16 protein-coding genes are annotated in these 17665 nt (G+C 69.2%); 5 read left to right on the top strand and 11 right to left on the bottom strand.

Annotation, left to right across the window (positions count from 1 at the left end; translation table 11 throughout):
* Positions 1-96 precede the first annotated feature (96 nt).
* From aspA to GAS53_RS38040, 9 genes are all read right to left on the bottom strand, one after another.
* Positions 97-1494, bottom strand: a complete 1398-nt coding sequence (aspA, locus tag GAS53_RS38080; protein ID WP_151482341.1) for an aspartate ammonia-lyase — start codon at positions 1492-1494, stop codon at positions 97-99.
* A gap of 60 nt (positions 1495-1554) precedes the next feature.
* Complete coding sequence (locus GAS53_RS38075) at positions 1555-2607, bottom strand: asparaginase (RefSeq protein WP_151482340.1); 1053 nt, start codon at positions 2605-2607, stop codon at positions 1555-1557.
* Complete coding sequence (locus GAS53_RS38070) at positions 2604-4055, bottom strand: amino acid permease (RefSeq protein WP_151482339.1); 1452 nt, start codon at positions 4053-4055, stop codon at positions 2604-2606. The genes GAS53_RS38075 and GAS53_RS38070 overlap by 4 nt, the downstream gene beginning before the upstream one ends.
* Positions 4052-4795, bottom strand: a complete 744-nt coding sequence (locus tag GAS53_RS38065; RefSeq protein ID WP_151482338.1) for a FadR/GntR family transcriptional regulator — start codon at positions 4793-4795, stop codon at positions 4052-4054. Before GAS53_RS38065 ends, GAS53_RS38070 begins: the two co-directional genes overlap by 4 nt.
* A gap of 112 nt (positions 4796-4907) precedes the next feature.
* Complete coding sequence (locus GAS53_RS38060) at positions 4908-5738, bottom strand: undecaprenyl-diphosphate phosphatase (RefSeq protein WP_151482337.1); 831 nt, start codon at positions 5736-5738, stop codon at positions 4908-4910.
* A 143-nt stretch (positions 5739-5881) separates the two neighbouring features.
* A complete protein-coding gene (gene crcB, locus GAS53_RS38055) occupies positions 5882-6256 on the bottom strand; it encodes a fluoride efflux transporter CrcB (RefSeq protein WP_151482336.1) in 375 nt (124 codons plus the stop codon).
* Positions 6253-6675 (bottom strand): DUF190 domain-containing protein, encoded by a 423-nt coding sequence (locus GAS53_RS38050; RefSeq protein ID WP_151482348.1) that lies wholly within the window; start codon positions 6673-6675, stop codon positions 6253-6255. Before GAS53_RS38050 ends, crcB (GAS53_RS38055) begins: the two co-directional genes overlap by 4 nt.
* Positions 6676-6698: 23 nt before the next feature.
* The gene (gene crcB, locus GAS53_RS38045; RefSeq protein ID WP_151482335.1) at positions 6699-7172 is read right to left on the bottom strand and encodes a fluoride efflux transporter CrcB; all 474 of its coding nucleotides are present in this window, start codon (positions 7170-7172) and stop codon (positions 6699-6701) included.
* A gap of 49 nt (positions 7173-7221) precedes the next feature.
* A complete protein-coding gene (locus GAS53_RS38040) occupies positions 7222-7617 on the bottom strand; it encodes a nuclear transport factor 2 family protein (protein ID WP_151482347.1) in 396 nt (131 codons plus the stop codon).
* 117 nt (positions 7618-7734) lie between these two features.
* Here GAS53_RS38040 and GAS53_RS38035 point away from each other — a divergent pair, with 117 nt between their 5' ends.
* Positions 7735-9258, top strand: coding sequence for an AMP-binding protein (locus GAS53_RS38035; RefSeq protein WP_151482334.1), 1524 nt, complete (start codon positions 7735-7737; stop codon positions 9256-9258).
* A 107-nt stretch (positions 9259-9365) separates the two neighbouring features.
* Here the strand turns inward: GAS53_RS38035 and GAS53_RS38030 are convergent, their stop codons facing one another.
* Both GAS53_RS38030 and GAS53_RS38025 read right to left on the bottom strand, forming a co-directional pair.
* Positions 9366-10934, bottom strand: coding sequence for a glycoside hydrolase family 53 protein (locus tag GAS53_RS38030; protein WP_151482333.1), 1569 nt, complete (start codon positions 10932-10934; stop codon positions 9366-9368).
* Positions 10935-11159: 225 nt separating this feature from the next.
* On the bottom strand, positions 11160-13181 hold the full coding sequence (locus GAS53_RS38025) for a beta-galactosidase (RefSeq protein WP_151482332.1): 2022 nt from the start codon (positions 13179-13181) through the stop codon (positions 11160-11162).
* A 310-nt stretch (positions 13182-13491) separates the two neighbouring features.
* On the opposite strand from GAS53_RS38025, the gene GAS53_RS38020 reads away from it, so the two are divergent.
* Genes GAS53_RS38020 through GAS53_RS38005 form a run of 4 tightly spaced genes read left to right on the top strand, consistent with a single transcriptional unit; the run spans position 13492 to position 17664 of the window.
* Positions 13492-14814: an extracellular solute-binding protein gene (locus tag GAS53_RS38020; protein ID WP_151482331.1), complete on the top strand. Its 1323-nt coding sequence runs from the start codon at positions 13492-13494 to the stop codon at positions 14812-14814.
* Positions 14811-15734, top strand: coding sequence for a carbohydrate ABC transporter permease (locus GAS53_RS38015; RefSeq protein WP_151482330.1), 924 nt, complete (start codon positions 14811-14813; stop codon positions 15732-15734). The genes GAS53_RS38020 and GAS53_RS38015 overlap by 4 nt, the downstream gene beginning before the upstream one ends.
* A complete protein-coding gene (locus GAS53_RS38010; protein ID WP_151482329.1) occupies positions 15731-16636 on the top strand; it encodes a carbohydrate ABC transporter permease in 906 nt (301 codons plus the stop codon). The genes GAS53_RS38015 and GAS53_RS38010 overlap by 4 nt, the downstream gene beginning before the upstream one ends.
* Entirely contained in the window at positions 16633-17664 is a 1032-nt protein-coding gene (locus GAS53_RS38005; RefSeq protein WP_151482328.1) for a LacI family DNA-binding transcriptional regulator, read from the top strand. Before GAS53_RS38010 ends, GAS53_RS38005 begins: the two co-directional genes overlap by 4 nt.
* Position 17665 lies beyond the last annotated feature (1 nt).

Below are 17665 nucleotides of genomic sequence, written 5' to 3'. Positions count from 1 at the left end.
CCCGGGTGACAGGGGCGCCCCGTCAGGGGCGCGGGGAACTGCGCGACCAGCCCCCACCCACCCGCAGCCGAACAAACACCCCAACCACCCCTCCCCTCAGCCGGTCTGCGAACCCGCCACAACCTCCGGCCGCAGCAGCGCCGCCAGGCGATCCGCAGGCAACAGCCCCTTCTCCAAGACGAGTTCGGCAACGCCGCGCCCCGTGGCGAGGGCTTCCTTCGCGATATCGGTGGCGGCCGAGTACCCGATGTGCGGGTTGAGAGCCGTCACCAGCCCGATCGAGTTCTCCACCGCCGCCCGCAGCACATCCACGTTGGCCGTGATCCCCGCGACACACCGCTCGGCAAGCGTCAGGCACGCGGCCCGCAGATGCGTGATGCTCTCGGACAGCGCGTGCAGAATGATCGGCTCGAAGGCGTTCAGCTGGAGCTGCCCGGCCTCCGCCGCCATGGTGATGGTGACGTCGTTGCCGATCACCTCGAAGGCGACCTGGTTGACGACTTCGGGGATCACCGGATTCACCTTGCCCGGCATGATCGACGAACCGGCCTGCACCGGCGGCAGGTTGATCTCGTTCAGACCGGCCCGCGGCCCGGAGGACAGCAGTCGCAGATCGTTGCAGCTCTTGGAGAGCTTCACCGCGATCCGCTTGAGCACCCCGGACATCTGGACGAAGGCACCGCAGTCCTGCGTGGCCTCGACCAGGTTCGCGGCGGTGACCAGCGGCAGCCCGGTGATGTCCGCGAGGTGCCGACGCGCCGCCTCGGCGTACCCCGCGGGCGCGTTGAGTCCGGTGCCGATCGCCGTCGCGCCCAGGTTGATCTCGTGGATCAGCTCGACGGCCTCGGCGAGCCGGCTGCGGTCCTCGTCCAGCATCACCGCGTACGCCGAGAACTCCTGCCCGAGGGTCATCGGCACGGCGTCCTGCAACTGCGTACGCCCCATCTTCAGCACGTCGCGGAACTCCACCGCCTTGGCCGCGAAGGCGTCCTGCAGCACCACCATCGCCTGGAGGAGCCCGCGCACCGCGAAGACCGTGGCGACCTTGACGGCCGTCGGGTAGACGTCGTTGGTCGACTGGCCGAGGTTGACGTCCTCGTTCGGGTGCAGGAACCCGTACTCGCCCTTGGCGTGCCCGAGCAGCTCCAACGCCCGGTTGGCGACGACCTCGTTGGCGTTCATGTTGGTCGACGTGCCGGCCCCGCCCTGGATGACGTCGACGACGAACTGGTCGTGCAGCTTCCCCTCCCGGATCTCCCGGCAGGCCTCGACGATGGCGGCGGCCTTCCGGGGCTCCAGCAGACCGAGCTCCTCGTTGGCGCGGGCGGCGGCCTCCTTGACCGCGGCGAGCGCCTCGATCAGGTGCGGGTAGGCGGAGATCGGCATCCCCGTGATGGGGAAGTTCTCCTTGGCGCGCAGGGAATGGACACCCCAGTACGCCTCGGCGGGGACGTCACGGTGGCCGAGCAGGTCGTGCTCACTGCGGACGGTCATGTCGGTGCGGGTCTTCCTTCTGGAGAGGGCGAGTCGGACGTACGGGTTCGAGCGAGCGAGTCAGGCGTAGGTCCCACAGGACGCCGGAGTCTCCGCCAGCGGCTCGAGAGCCCGCGCCGGCCGGATGCTCCCGACCACCGCCCCGCCCCCGAGCAGCGGCGCCCCGGCGAACTCGGCGAGCGCGGCCGAGTCGACGCCGGCGCGTGCGAGCGCCGCCGCGGTGACCGGGACGCGCGCCCGGTCCGCTCCGTCCGCGATCTTCACGGCGACGGCCCGACCGTCCGGAAGCGCCGCGACCTGCACACCCTCGAAGCCGTCCTTGGTGAGCAGTCCGGGTACGGCCCGCATCAGCGCGGCGACGTCGCGGCCTGAGCCGGACGCCATCTCGGCGTGCTCGCGCATCGCGTCGGCGACCCGTGCCTCGGGGGTGCCGGGCGGGGCCGTCGTGATCCGGGCGGCGGCGCGCGCGAGGCCGTGCAGCGAGATGGCGAACAGCGGGGCGCCGCAGCCGTCGACGGTGACCTGGGCGATGGCCTGCCCGGTCAGGTCCTCGACGATCTCCGCGATCGCCTGCTGGAGCGGATGCGCGGGATCGAGGTAGTCGTCGAGCGACCAGCCGTTCAGCTGGGCCGTGTAGAGCATCGCCGCGTGCTTGCCCGAGCAGTTCTGCGCGAGCCGGGACGGCAGTCGCCCGGCACGGATCCAGTCCTCCCGGACAACCGGGTCGAAGGGCAGGTCGGTGACGTTGCGCAGATTGTCTTCCGTGAGTGCGGCGAGCTCCAGGATCCGCCGGGTGCCGGCGAGATGGCGTTCCTCGCCGGAGTGGCTGGCGGCGGCCAGCGAGAGCAGGTCGCCGTCGAGCGTCAGCCCGGCCCGCAGCATCGCCACGGCCTGCACCGGCTTGAGCGCCGAGCGCGGATAGAAGGCCGCCTCGATGTCACCGATCTGCAGTTCCACGCTCCCGTCGGCGGCCAGCACGACCACCGACCCGTAGTGGATGCCTTCGATGACGCCTCCGCGTACGAGATGGGCGACGGGCGCGTGCAGCGGCTCCCGGACGGAGGGTGCCGCGGCGAGCGAACTCCCGTACCCGGTAAGGGCGTCCGGGCTCATGCGTCCACCCCGGACTTCCGTACGGACGAGACCCGGCCGCGTACGCCGTACCACCCCGCGACCAGCGCCGCCACGATCAGCGGCAGACACAGCACCGTCGTACGGCCCGCTCCCCCGTCGGCGTACATCAGGACCAGCACGGAGGCGAGGAAGAAGAGGGTCACCAGCTCGGTCCAGGGCGAGCCCGGCAGACGGTAGCTCGGGCGCTCCAGCTCACCCTCCTCCGTCTTCCGCCAGAACTGCAGGTGACAGATCATGATCATGCCCCAGGTGGCGAGGATGCCGATCGCGGCGAAGTTCAGCACGATCTCGAACGCGTCGGCGGGGACGACGAAGTTGAGCCCGACGCCGAGTACACAGATACCGCTGGTGAGCAGGATGCCGCCGTACGGGACCTGGCTGCGGCTCATCACGCAGGTGAACTTCGGCGCCGAGCCGGACATCGCCATGGAGCGCAGAATGCGGCCGGTGGAGTAGAGCCCGGAGTTGAGGCTGGACATGGCGGCCGTCATCACGACCAGGTTCATCACGCCGCCCGCGGCCGGGATGCCGATGTTGGAGAGCACGGTGACGAACGGGCTCTCCCCGGCGGTGTACTTGTTCCAGGGCAGCAGCATCGACAGCAGCACCACCGAGCCGACGTAGAAGAGGCCGACGCGCCACATGATCGAGTTGATGGCCTTCGGCATGATCTTCTCGGGGTTCTCGGTCTCGCCGGCCGCGACGCCCACCAGCTCGACGGAGGCGTAGGCGAAGACGACACCCTGGACGATCAGCAGCATCGGGAGCAGGCCGTTGGGGAAGAGGCCGCCGTTGTCGGTGATCAGGGACGGGCCGGGGGTGGTGCCGTCGACGGGCTGCTGGGTGACCAGCAGGAAGATCCCGATGAGCATGAAGAGGACGAGCGCACTGACCTTGATGATGGCGAACCAGAACTCCAGCTCTCCGAAGATCTTCACGGAGATGAGGTTCACGGTGAGCACGACGGCGAGCGCGATGAGGGCGATCACCCACTGCGGGATGTCGGAGAACATGCCCCAGTAGTGGGTGTAGGTGGCGACCGCGGTGATGTCGGCGATGCCGGTGGTCGCCCAGTTCAGGAAGTACATCCAGCCGGCGGTGTAGGCGCCCTTCTCGCCGAGGAACTCCCGGGCGTACGACACGAAGGCGCCGGACGAGGGCCGGTACAGGACGAGTTCGCCGAGCGCCCTCACGACCAGGAAGGCGAAGACACCGCAGACGGCGTAGGCGATGAAGAGCGAGGGACCGGCTTCGGCGAGACGGCCTCCGGCGCCGAGGAAGAGACCGGTGCCGATGGCGCCGCCGATGGCGATCATGTTGACGTGCCGGTGCTTCAGGGACTTGCTGTATCCCGCGTCACCGGCGTCGACGTGAGCGCCCGCTGTCCGTATCTGCCCTGTCTCTTTTTCGAGGGACTGCTCGCTCACGCCTGGGGTTCGCCTTCCGTGGGGGTGTCCGCGCTGTCCGTGTGCTCGGGGCGCACGATCGCGGTGAGGGTCGTCTCGACGCGGTCGAGGTGGTGCGCCATGGCCTCGGTCGCGTCGTGTTCGCTGCCGTCGATGAGGGCCTCGACGATGGCGCGGTGCTCGCGGTTGGACTGCTCGCGGCGGCCGCCGAGCTCGTTGAGGAACGCCGACTGGCGGGCCAGCGCGTCCCGGATCTCCTCGATCACACGGCGGAAGACCGGGTTCTGGGCGGCCTGCGCCACTGCGAGATGGAAGAGCGTGTCCATCGCCACCCACGCGGTGGTGTCGGTCTCGCGCTCCATCCGCTCAAGGAGGTGAGCCAGGTGGTCGAGGTCCTCGGGCGTCCGGCGCGCGGCGGCGTAGCCCGCCACGGGGATCTCGACGTGCCGCCGGACTTCCAGCAGGTCACTGGCCGCGTAGTCGCCGAAGGTGGGGTCTTCGACGGGCCCGTTGGACAAGACGAACGTGCCCTTGCCGGTCCGGGACACGGTCAGCCCCATCGTCTGCAGGGCGCGCAACGCCTCCCGCAGCACGGGCCGGCTGACCTCGAGCCGCCGGCACAGTTCCGCCTCCGAGGGCAGCTTGTCCCCCACGGCGTACTCACCGCGCTCGATGGCACCACGAAGATGCCCGAGCACCGCTTCCATGGCGCTGATGCGCCTCGGCACCGAGCCAGCTGTCTGGCTGTCTGACAGGTTCACGGGGGTGATCCTGGGGGGAACGGGAGGTGGCTGTCAAGGGCGGGCCCGGGGTGTGAGACCCGTCCGCGGACCCCACACCGTCTGCCGGTCAGAGCACTCCGACCCCTCCCCGTCAGAGCACTCCGGCGCCCAGCAGCCCGAACAGCAGCAGCCCGATCACGATCCGGTAGATCACGAACGCGTTGAAGGAGTGCTTCGCCACGAACCTCAGCAACCAGGCGATGGAGGCGTACGCCACCACGAACGACACGGCCGTCCCCACGGCCAGCGGAAGGGCGCCGGCGCCCGTACCCAGGGCGTCCTTCAGCTCGTACAGGCCCGCGCCGGTGAGGGCCGGGATGCCGATGAAGAAGGAGAGTCGGGTGGCCGCGACGCGGTCGAGGTGGAGGATGAGGGCGGTGGACATGGTGGCGCCGGAGCGGGAAAAACCGGGGAAGAGCAGGGCCAGGATCTGCGAACTGCCCACCAGCATCGCGTCCTTGAACGAGGTGTCGTCCTCGCCCCGCTTGTGCCGGCCCATCCGGTCGGCCGCCCACATCACACCGCTGCCGACGATCAGGGAGCCCGCGACCACCCACAGCGAGGCGAGGGGGCCTTCGATGAGCGGCTTGGCGACCAGGCCGACGGCCACGATCGGGATCGTCGCGCAGATCACCCACCAGGCGAACTTGTAGTCGTGGTGATAGCGCTCCTCGGGGTTCCGCAGCCCGCGGAACCAGGCGGAGAGGATCCGCACGATGTCCTTGAAGAAGTAGACGAGCACCGCGGCGATGGCGCCGACCTGGATGACGGCGGAGAAGCCGATGACGGCGTTGTCGTCGACCGGGATACCCATGAGCCCCTCGGTGATCTTGAGGTGGCCGGTGGAGGAGACGGGGAGGAACTCTGTCACCCCCTCGACGGCTCCGAGGACGACGGCCTGACCGACGGAGATGGCGCTCATGGGATCCAGTTCTGGTGGGCGGGCGAGGGTGGCTGTGGCGCGGACAGTCACAAGGGCGGCTGTGATGACGCGGACAGCCGTACGTCGACTGCGGCCGACTCAGTCCTACTACGCCCGGGTGTGCCCTCGTGGGCCACGCGCCGCTACGCCCACAGGGCCTGGGCCACGGAAACCCCGACAAATGCCGCACCCAGTCCCGCGACCACGCTCGCGATCACATTGACGGCGGCGTAGAAACGGGCCCCGTCCTCGGCCAGTCGCAGCGTCTCGTACGAGAACGTCGAGTAGGTGGTGAGTGCTCCGCACAGGCCGGTGCCGAGCAGCAGCTGGAGGTGCGAGGAGGCCGCTCCGGCCGCGGCCGCGCCGGTGAGAGTGCCCAGGATCAGGCAGCCGACGACGTTCACGGTGAAGGTGCCCCAGGGGAAGACCGTGTCGTGCCGGGACTGCACCGCGCGGTCGGTGAGGTAGCGCAGGGGCGCGCCGACCATGCCGCCGGCGATCACCAACACCCAGTTCACAACGGCCTCTTACCTTTCCCGCCCGTGTCGCGGCCTTTCCCACCCGTGTCGCGGCCTTTCCCGCCGGTGTCGGGACCGGCTTCCTCCCGGCCCACGTATCTGATGACCTCGCAGTCGTCGAGGATCACCAGCCCCTCCCCCACCAGTTCGTCGAGCTCCGGCAGAAAGGCGCGTACGCGCTCCTCCGTGTCCACGATGACGACGGCCACCGGCAGGTCCTCACTCAGTGACAGCAGCCGTGAGGTGTGGATCAGCGAGGACGCGCCGAAGCCCTCGATGCCCCGGAACACGCTCGCGCCCGCGAGGCCCGCCGCGCGGGCCCGGTGCACGATCTGCGAGTAGAGCGGCTTGTGGTGCCAGGTGTCGTGCTCGCCGATGAAGACCGTCACCCGCAGGGCGTCGCCCGTCAGCCTCGTCATCGCCGCCTCCATGCCGGTACGCGTCATCGCCGCCTCCACGCCAGGACACGGCGCGCCGCCGTCACCGCGAGCCAGACCGCCGCGAGTGCCGCCAGGAGGGTGGCGGCGAGATAGGCGAGGCCGGTGCGGGGATGGCCCGTGTCGACCAGTTTCTGGATGTCGACGGCGTACGTCGAGAAGGTGGTGAAGCCGCCGAGCACTCCGGTGCCGAAGAACGGGCGTACCAGCCGGTGGGCCGCCCACACATCGGTGATCACGACCATGAAGACGCCGATCACGAAGCACCCGGTGACATTGACCCAGAACGTGGTCCACGGGAAGCCGCCCACCTGCGCGGGCCAGAGCAGCGAGGCCCCGTAGCGCGCCGAAGCACCGAGCGCGCCGCCCGCCGAGACCACCGCCACGACCGGCCCCTGCCCCCGCCACACCGAGGGCTGCCGGGCGGGCGCACGGAGTTCCGCGGGTTCGTCCACCGTCTCGGAGTGGGGGGTGGTCATGTGTGTAGGTCTCCTGGTCGTGGCAGGAGATCAGGCTACCTCCGGGGGGTCAGGACGCGCCCGACGCCTCCTGTTCGACGGTCGCGAAGCGGGCCGCCATCGCCGCCTGGAGCGCCTGCGCGGCCGACAGGGGGCGGACCATGACCGTGAGGTCGGCGACGCGGCCGTCCTCGTCGAAGTGCAGGAGGTCGCAGCCCTGGAGTTCGCGGCCCCCCACGCGTGCCTCGAAGACGAGGGCGAGGTCACGGCCGTCGGGGTCCGCGATCTCGCGGATGTACCGGAAGTCCTCGAACACGTGCATGACGGCGCCCAGGATCGCGGCGGTGATCGGCTTTCCGGCGTACGGCTTGAAGACCACCGGGCTGGTGAACACGACGTCCTCGGCGAGCAGGTCGACCAGGGCCGCGTGGTCGCCGTCCTCGACCGCCTTGCGGAAGGGGTGCACCATCATCCACCTCTTATGCAATTAGTTGATTAGGTGTGTGGGACAGTACTCGCCGCGCGTGGCATTCCGCAACGCCCGGGTAGGTACGTAGGGATCACCCGACCCGGAGGAGCTGTCGTGTACTACCCGCTGACCGTCCGTGACTTCCTCGACCGCGCGGCCCAGGTGTATCCGGACCGCGTGGCCGTCGTCGACGAACCGGAGCAGCCGGGGCCCAGCCTCGGCGAGCTCAGCTACCGGGACCTGGCGGCGCTCGCCCGCGCGCAGGCCGCCAAGCTCGATCAGCTGGACATCCCTGTGGGCGGCCGGGTCGCCGTGGTCTCGCAGAACTCGGCGCGGCTGCTGACCTCGTTCTTCGGGGTCTCCGGCTGGGGGCGCGTCCTGGTTCCGGTGAACTTCCGGCTCACGCAGCCGGAGATCGACTACATCGTCCGGCACTCGGGCGCTTCGGTCGTCTACGCGGACGCGTCCTGCGCCGACGTGCTCGACACGCTCGACGTCAAGCACAAGTTCGTCCTCGGTGACAACGACGAGGAGCTGTTCCTGCACGGCACCGAACCGCGGGAGTGGGCCGAGCCCGACGAGACCGCGACGGCCAGCATCAACTACACGTCCGGAACGACCGCCCGCCCCAAGGGAGTTCAGCTCACGCACCGCAATCTGTGGCTGAACGCGACCGTGTTCGGTCTGCACACCACGATCAGCGACCGTGACGTCTATCTGCACACGCTGCCGATGTTCCACGCCAACGGCTGGGGCATGCCGTTCGGTGTCACGGGGGTCGGCGGCCGGCACATCGTGCTCCGGCAGATCGACGGCGCCGAGATCCTGCGCCGCGTCGAGCGGCACGGCGTCACCCTGTTGTGCGCGGCGCCCGCCGTCCTGAACGCCGTGCTCGACGCAGCGGCCGACTGGGACGGCGAGATCCCGGGCCGCGACCGGGTGCGTATCGTCTGCGCGGGCGCGCCGCCGCCGACCCGCACGATCGAGCGTGTGATGGGCGAACTGGGCTGGGAGTTCATCCAGATCTACGGGCTCACCGAGACCTCACCGCTCGTCACGGTCAACCGTGGCCGCGCCGAGTGGGACGACCTGGACGCCACCGAGCGTGCTCGCCGGCTCGGGCGGGCGGGAGTGCCCGCACTCGGCGTACGGGTCGACGTGGACGTGGACGGCGAGGTGCTCACCGCCTCGAACCACAACCTGGACGGCTACTGGGACCAGCCCGAGGAGACCGCGAAGGCGCAGGAGGGCGGCTGGTTCCACACCGGAGACGGCGGATACGTCGACGACGAGGGCTACTTGGTGATCTCCGACCGCAAGAAGGACGTCATCATCTCCGGCGGCGAGAACGTCTCGTCGATCGAGGTGGAGGACGTGATCACCTCGCATCCGGCCGTACGCGAGGTCGCGGTGATCGGGATTCCGGACGCCAAGTGGGGCGAGCTGGTGACCGCGCTGGTCGTGACGGACGGATCGGGCGTCACCGCCGAGGAGTTGATCGCGCACTGCCGTACGCGGCTCGCCGGTTTCAAGACGCCCAAGCGCGTCGACTTCGTGGAGTCGCTGCCGCGTACGGCGACCGGGAAGCTGCAGAAGTTCAAACTGCGCGAGCCGTTCTGGACGGACGGCGGCAGCTGACGCAGGGCCGTGACGGCGGAGGCCGGCCGTGACGCCGGGTCGTGACGGCGGAGGCCCGCCCACGGGATGGATCTCCGTGGGCGGGCACCGCACTGGCGGTCAGGGTGTCATCGGTGGCTGAACCACGCCATCGCCGGCAGCGCCCTGTCGTCGTAGCCGAACAGGGCCTGGTTCTCCCAGCCGTTGCCGGAGGAGGCGTCGGTCGGGTCCCAGCCGTTGCCGGAGACCGCCGTCCAGGTGGACTCCCAGTAGAAGATGCCGAGGCCGCGGCCGTTCGGAACGGCCTCCACGACGCTCGCCACGTCCTTCATCCACTGCGTCTGGCCGGCCGTCGAGGCCGCGTAGCCGGACACGAGCTCACCGGTCGTGTCGATGATGTTCTCGTGCGAGTCCTCGCTGTCCAGACGGAAGGGGTAGGCCGTCTCGGCGAGGAAGACCGGCTTGCCGTAGCGCGACGCCGCGTCGTCCAGGGTCGTCTGGAAGTCGGCGAGCGAACCGTGCCAGTAGCCGTAGTACGACAGGCCGATGGCGTCGAACTTCACCCCGCCCGAGACCGCGCTGTCGAACCACCAGCGGGTGCCCGCCATGTCGCCGCCCTTGGCGAGGTGCAGCGCCACGGTCGTACCGGAGTTGACCGCCTTGACCGCGTCGTAGCCGGAGTTGAGCAGACCGGCGAGCTGCGACCAGTTGGAGGTCGAGCCCTCGTTCCACAGCATGCCGCCGTTGATCTCGTTGCCGACCTGGACCATGTCGGCCGTGGTGCCCTGCGCCTTCAGCGCGTTGAGGACGTCGTACGTGTGGTTGTAGACGTCGGTCCTGAGCTGGCTGTACGAGTGTCCGGCCCAGGCGGCGGGCTTGGACTGGGCACCCGGGTCCGCCCAGGTGTCCGAGTAGTGGAAGTCGACGAGGAGCTTCATGCCCTGCGCCTTGACGCGCTTGGCCATCGCGAGGACGCGCGTCTTGTTGTTGTAGCCGTCGGCCGGATTCACCCACACCTTGAGGCGCGCGTAGTTCTGCCCGGCGGACTTGAGGATGCCGAGCGCGTCACCGGTCGTGCCGGAGCTGTTCTTGTAGACGCCGCCCTTGGCCTCGCTCTTGGCGAGTGACGAGACGTCGGAGCCCTTGATGGACAGGCCCGCCGTGCCCGAGGTGAAGGTCAGGTCGTCGACGTTGATCCAGTTGCCCGCCTTGGCATCGGAGTTGATGCTGATCGTGCACTGGTTGTTCGTCACCGCGACGGGGGTGACGATCCGGATCCAGCCGCTCGACGAGACCGGCAGATCGGTGCGCTGTTCCGAACCTCCGCAGTTCTTCAGAGCGATGTACGCGGAGTTCTGGCCGCCGCCCGAGCGCACCCAGGCGGTGAGCTTGTAGTTGCCGTTGGTGAGGCCCGAGAGGTACTGGTACGTCTCCACCTTGTAGGCGGAGGCCGAGTAGTGCGTCAGCCGGTAACTCCCGCTGCGGCCACCGGACTCCGTGAAGGAGGCCGCGTTCTGGCCGCCGGCGGAGTACGTCGACCAGCCGGACGGGGTCGCCGTGCCGGTGCCGTTCGACTCGAAGCCGCCGTTGGTGAGAGTGCTCGCCGCGGTGGCGCTCTGCGCGGGCAGCGCGGTGAGGGCGAGCCCGGCCGCCAGCGGCAGCAGCAGAGCCTTGATTATGCGTCTGGGATGGAACATCGTCGTCCGTCGTCCCTTCGACGTGATGGATGCATGCCCCGGGGTGGGGCTTGGGGAGGGGGTTCTTCGCTCCCGCCGCCCCTACCCGTCCCGTCCTCGGGGGCTGATCTTCAGCCCGTCCGGCGTTTGAGGACGAGGCCGTTCAGGCCGATGGCGGGGGTCTGGGGGCACAGCCCCCAGGGATGGGACGGGTAGGGGCGGCGGGGGCGAAACCAACAAACCGGCTCAGCCGTCGAGGCGTACGACCCGTACGGCCCCCGCGGGCACCGCCAGGCGCCCCGCGACCCGTTCACCGGCGAGCAACTCGGTACCGTGCGCGTCGAGCGACACCTTCGCATCGGCGGCGGAATGGTTGATCGCGAAGAGGAACATGCCCGACTCGCCCGCCCGCCGCACCACTTCGACGTCACGCGGAAGATCGGCACGCGGTGCGATCCGCGCGTCGTCGACCGCCCAGCCGACCAGTGCGTCGAGGCCTTGCGCCGCCAGGCGCGTGGACACATACCAGGCCGAGCCCTCGCCGAGACGGTGCCGGGTGACGGCCGGGTGGCCGGCGGTGAGACCGTCGGCGTACGTCCACACGGTCTCGGCGCCGCGCGGCACCACGAACTCGGTCCAGACGTCACCGGAGAGTTCGGAGCCGTCGGGCCCGGTGATGCGGACCTGGTCGCCCACGAGCAGCGGCGAGAACTCCTCGACCGTCAGGCCGAGTACGTCCCGCAGCGCCCCCGGGTAGGCGCCGTCGTGCACGGCGTCGTGCTCGTCGACGATCCCGGAGAAGTACGAGACGACGAGGGTGCCGCCGTTCTCGACGTACTCACGCAGGTTGTTCCCCGCGGCCTCGGTCATCAGGTAGAGCGCGGGCACGACGACAAGGGGATACGCCGACAAGTCGGCTTCCGGGTGGGCGAAGTCGACCGTGAGGTGGCGGTCGTAGAGAGCTTCGTAGAACGCGTCGGCCCGCTCGCGCGCGTCGTGGTCCTCGCTCGGGCGCCACGCCAGGTTCTGCGCCCACCAGGAGTGCCAGTCCCACAGCAGCGCCACGTCGGCCTGCGTCCGGGTGCCCTTCACCGCGCTCAACGAGTCGACGGACGCGCCGAGTTCGACCACCTCGCGCCACACCCGCGAGTCCGTGCCCGCGTGCGGCAGCATCGCCGAGTGGAACTTCTCCGCGCCGCGCCGTGACTGCCGCCACTGGAAGAACATCGCGCCGTCGGAGCCGCGGGCCACATGGGCCAGCGAGTTGCGGGCCATCTGGCCGGGCGCCTTGGCGGGGTTGCGGGTCTGCCAGTTGATGCCCGACGTGGAGTGTTCGAGCAGCAGCCAGGGGGCGCCGCCCGCCACGGAACGGGTGAGGTCGGCGGCCATGGCGAGGTTCACATGCGTACGGCGGCCGTCGGTGATCAGGTAGTGGTCGTTGGTGACGAGGTCGACCTCGCGGCCCCAGGCCCAGTAGTCGACGGAGTCGCACTGGCTGAGGGCGGTCATGAAGTTGGTGGTGACCGGGATGCCGGGTGCGAGGCGGTGCAGGATGTCCCGCTCGGCGACGAAGTTCTCGCGCATGGTGGCGTCGGCGAACCGCTTGTAGTCGAGGGCCTGGGCCGGGTTGCCGACCGTGGGCGTCACCCGCGGCGGGTTGATCTGGTCGAGGTCTGCGTACCGCTGGCCCCAGAAGGCCGTGCCCCAGGCCTCGTTGACCGCGTCGACCGTCCCGTACGTCTGCGCGAGCCAGCGGCGGAAGTGGGCGGCGCAGCTCTCGCAGTAGCAGGCCGAGACCGGGACCCCGTACTCGTTGTGGACGTGCCACATGGCGAGGGCCGGGTGGTCGGCGTAGCGGGTGGCGAGCCGCGTGGTGATGGTCGCGGCGGCCGTCCGGTAGTGCGTGTTGCTGTGGCAGATGGCGCCGCGGGAGCCGAACTCGTAGCGGGTGCCGTCGGCGGTCACGGGCAGCGCTTCGGGGTGCTCGCGGTAGAACCAGGCGGGCGGTGCCACGGTCGGGGTACCGAGGTCGGCGCGTATCCCGTTCTCGTGCAGCAGGTCGAGCAGCCGGTCGAGCCAGCCGAAGTCATAGATCCCCGGCGTGGGCTCCAGGAGCGCCCAGGAGAAGATTCCGACGCTGACCATCGTGACGCCGGCCTCGCGCATCAGCCGGACGTCCTCGTGCCAGACGGATTCCGGCCACTGCTCGGGGTTGTAGTCCCCACCGAAGGCGAGCCTGGTGAGGCCCTTGGGGGTGGTCTCCGGCATGGATTTTCTCCCGGTCGATCGATCATTTGGGAACGTGCACAGACATCGCCGACGGCGCGAGGCCAACATAATCGCACAGCAACAACCATTGACAAGTGTCCTGGATGTTTCTCTACTGTGAACGCTCACAGAAGCAGCACGGGCGAGCCGAGGGGGCGCGCCGGTGTCGAGGATGCGAGCGCGCGGCGGCCCAAGGGCCGAGCACGGTCGTGCCCTCGACATCGGCTGAAGGGCCCCGGAGGCGAGCCGCGCAAGAAAACAGGGGCAGGCCTCCGCAGCAGGCGGAGACCACGGTCAGGGAGATAGATCCATGCCACACACGAAGCTGCGTCGCCTCGTGACCATCTCGGTCGCCGTCACGCTCGGCGCCACCGCTCTTGCCGCCTGCGGCTCCTCGGACGACAGCGACAGCGAGGCCGACTCGGGGCCGGTCTCGCTGACGTACTGGTCCTGGACGCCGGGCATGGACAAGGTCGCCGACCTGTGGAACAAGGGGCAGGGCAAGAAGGACCAGATCACGGTCACGGTCAAGAAGCAGGCGTCCGGCGACACGCTGGTCACCAAGATCCTTACCGCGCACAAGGCCAAGAAGGCCCCGGACCTGGTCCAGGCCGAGTACCAGGCCCTGCCCACGCTGGTCAGCAATGACGCGCTCGCCGACATAGCCGGCGAGGTGGACGGCGTGAAGGACAAGTTCGCCGAGGGTGTCTGGCAGCAGACGACGCTGGGCTCGGACGCGGTGTACGCGATCCCGCAGGACTCCGGGCCGATGATGTTCTACTACCGCGAGGACCTCTTCAAGAAGTACGACCTCGAAGTCCCGCAGACCTGGGACGAGTTCGCGGAGACCGCCCGCGCTCTGAAGAAGAAGTCCCCGGACACGGACCTCACCACCTTCTCGGCCAACGACTCCGGGCTCTTCGCCGGTCTCGCGCAGCAAGCGGGCGCCAAGTGGTGGACCACCGAGGGCGACCAGTGGAAGGTCGGCATCGACGACGCTGCCTCGCAGAAGGTAGCCGACTTCTGGGGCGGTCTCGTCAAGGAGGGCGCCGTCGACAACCAGCCGATGTACACGCCGGCCTGGAACAAGGCGCTCAACACCGGCAAGCAGATCGCCTGGGTCAGCGCGGTGTGGGCGCCCGGCACCCTGACGACCGCCGCGCCCGACACCAAGGGCAAGTGGGCCATGGCTCCGCTCCCCCAGTGGTCGGGCAGCGAGAACGTGACCGGCAGCTGGGGCGGTTCCTCCACGGCCGTCACCACGGACTCCAAGAACAAGTCGGCCGCCGCGAAGTTCGCGACCTGGCTGAACACGGACCCGGAGGCGCTGACCGCGCTCGCGAAGGAAGGCGGCATCTACCCCGCCACCACGACCGCGCAGACCAGTGGCGCGTTCACCGAACCGCCGGCCTTCTTCTCCAACCAGCCGGACTTCTACACCAAGGCCTCCGAGATCGCGAAGACCACCGCGCCCTCCGCGTGGGGCCCGAACGTGAACGTCGCGTACACCACCTTCAACGACGCCTTCGGCTCGGCCGCCAAGAACAAGTCGGACTTCGGTGCCGCCCTGAAGACGATGCAGGACGACACGGTCGCCGACCTCAAGAAGCAGGGCTTCGAGGTCGCGGAGTGACAAGCGCACGCCGGAAGTCGTACGGGGTCAAGGGGGCCCCGTATGCCTTCCTCCTCCCCGCAGCCGTTCTCTTCGCTCTCTTCTTCGCGCTGCCCATCGGCTACGCGCTGTGGCTCAGCCTGCACAAGGTCCAGGTCAAGGGCCTGGGCCTGGGCGCGGGCGCCCGGAAGGAGGTCTGGGCGGGCCTGGAGAACTACACCGACTCCCTCACCGACTCCGAGCTGCTCCACGGAGCGCTGCGCGTGCTCGGGTACGGCGCCATCGTGATCCCGGTGATGCTCGGGCTTGCGCTGCTCTTCGCGCTGATGCTCGACACCGACCGGGTCCGCCTCGCTCCGTTCACACGGCTCGCGATCTTCCTGCCGTACGCCATTCCCGGCGTCGTCGCGGCGATGCTGTGGGGCTTTCTGTATCTGCCGGACGTCAGCCCCTTCTACTTCATCCTCGACAAGCTGGGCATGCCGCAGCCGGACCTGCTGGACGGCGGGCCGCTGTACCTCGCGCTGTCCAACATCGCGGTGTGGGGCGGCACCGGCTTCAACATGATCGTCATCTACACCTCGCTGCGGGCCATCCCGACCGAGGTGTACGAGGCGGCGAAGCTCGACGGCGCCACCCCGCTGCAGACCGCTCTGCGGATCAAGATCCCGATGGTGGCGCCCTCGCTGGTGCTCACCTTCTTCTTCTCGATCATCGCGACCCTGCAGGTGTTCAGCGAGCCGACGACCCTCAAGCCGCTCACCAACTCCGTCTCCACGACCTGGAGTCCACTGATGAAGGTGTACCAGGACGCCTTCCGCACAGGTGACATCTACTCGGCTGCCGCGACCGCGGTGATCATCGCCCTCGTCACACTGCTCATGTCCTTCGGCTTCCTGCGGGCCGCGAACTCCCGTAACAAGCAGGAGGAAGCACGATGAGTTCTCTTGCCGTCCGCAAGGCGGCCCCGGCCGCCGGCACCACGCCCGGCACCGCCCAGGGTCCGCCGCTGCGCCGCCGGATCGCCCTCGTCCCGACGGCGACTCTGCTGCTCGGCGCGATCTACTGTCTGCTGCCCGTGGCGTGGGTGGTGATCGCCGCGACCAAGTCGGGCCGCGAGCTGTTCTCGACGTTCACGTTCCTGCCGGGCACCGGTTTCGGCGAGAACCTCAAGGATCTGAACGCCTATCGCGACGGCGTGTACTGGAAGTGGATGGGCAACTCCGCCCTCTACGCGGGCCTGGGCGCCCTCCTGTCGACGGCCGTCTCGGCGATCAGCGGTTACGCCCTCGCGATCTACCGCTTCCGCGGCCGCGAAACCATCTTCAACATCCTGATGGCGGGCGTGCTGATGCCGCCGGTGATCCTCGCGATCCCGCAGTATCTCCTCATGGCCGAGGCCGACCTCACGGACTCGTACGCGTCCGTCCTGCTGCCGCTGATCCTGTCCCCCTACGGCGTGTATCTCGCGCGGATCTACGCCGCCGCGGCCGTGCCCGCGGACGTGGTCGAGGCGGGGCGGATGGACGGGGCGAGCGAGCTGCGGATCTTCACGCGGATCGCGCTGCCGATGATGGTGCCCGGACTGGTGACGGTCTTCCTGTTCCAGTTCGTGGCGGTGTGGAACAACTTCCTGCTGCCGTACATCATGCTCAGCGACGACGAGAAGTTCCCGATCACCCTCGGCCTGTTCACCCTGCTCGAGCAGGGATCCAACACTCCGGCCCTCTACACGCTGGTGATCACCGGCGCGCTGCTCGCGGTCATTCCGCTCATCGCGCTCTTCCTGGTCATCCAGCGGTTCTGGAGCCTCGATCTGCTGTCGGGAGCCGTAAAGTCGTGACCATGAGCCAATCGGGGGGCCGGCGCAAACCGCCGACGATTCACGATGTCGCGCGTGAGGCGGGTGTCTCACGGGGAACCGTGTCGCGCGTGCTCAACGGCGGGCACTACGTGAGCCCCGCCGCCGCGGAGGCGGTCAACGCCGCCATCCGCAGGACGGGTTACGTCGTGAACCGGCACGCCCGCTCCCTGATCACCGGCCGCTCCGACTCGATCGGCTTCCTGCTCACCGAGCCGCAGGAGAGGTTCTTCGAGGACCCCAACTTCAATGTCCTGCTGCGCGGCTGTACGCAGGCACTGGCGGCGCACGACATCCCGCTGCTGCTGATGCTGGCCGGCACCCAGGATGAGCGACGCCGTCTCACCCGGTACATCACCGCGGGCCATGTCGACGGCGTGCTGCTGGTCTCCAGCCACTCCGGCGACCCGGTCGCCGAGCAGTTGCGGGACGCGGGAGTACCGCTGGTCATGTGCGGCAAGCCCATCGGTGTCGGCTCCAAGGTGAGTTACGTCGCCGCGGACGACCGGGACGGCGCCCGGGACATGGTGCGCCATCTGCTGTCGCTGGGCCGACGCCGGATCGGCATGGTGACCGGTGCGCTGGACGCGCCGGGCGGTGTCGAACGGCTCGCGGGCTACCAGGAGGTGCTCACCGAGGCCGGCATCGAGCTCGACGAGCGGCTCGTCGTCTCCGGCGACTACAGCCGCGCCAGCGGTGAGGCGGGCGCCGAGCTGCTGCTGGAGCGGGCCCCGGACATGGACGCCGTGTTCGTCGCCTCCGACCTGATGGCGCAGGGCGTGTTGAGCGCGCTGCACCGAGCGGGCCGGAGCATTCCCGAGGACGTCGCGGTGGGCGGTTTCGACGACTCCTCCGCGGCGCTCGCGTCGAGCCCCGAGCTCACCACGATCCGCCAGCCCTACGACCGCATCAGCTCCGAGATGGTGCGGGTGCTGCTCGCGCAGATCGGCGGGGAGGATCCGGCGGCGGTGATCCTGCCGACGGAGCTGGTGAAGCGTCAGTCCACCTGAG

It is taken from the genome of Streptomyces albicerus (assembly GCF_008905045.1).
Lineage (GTDB): Bacteria > Actinomycetota > Actinomycetes > Streptomycetales > Streptomycetaceae > Streptomyces > Streptomyces albicerus.
This window is presented reverse-complemented; position numbering and strand designations above follow the sequence as displayed.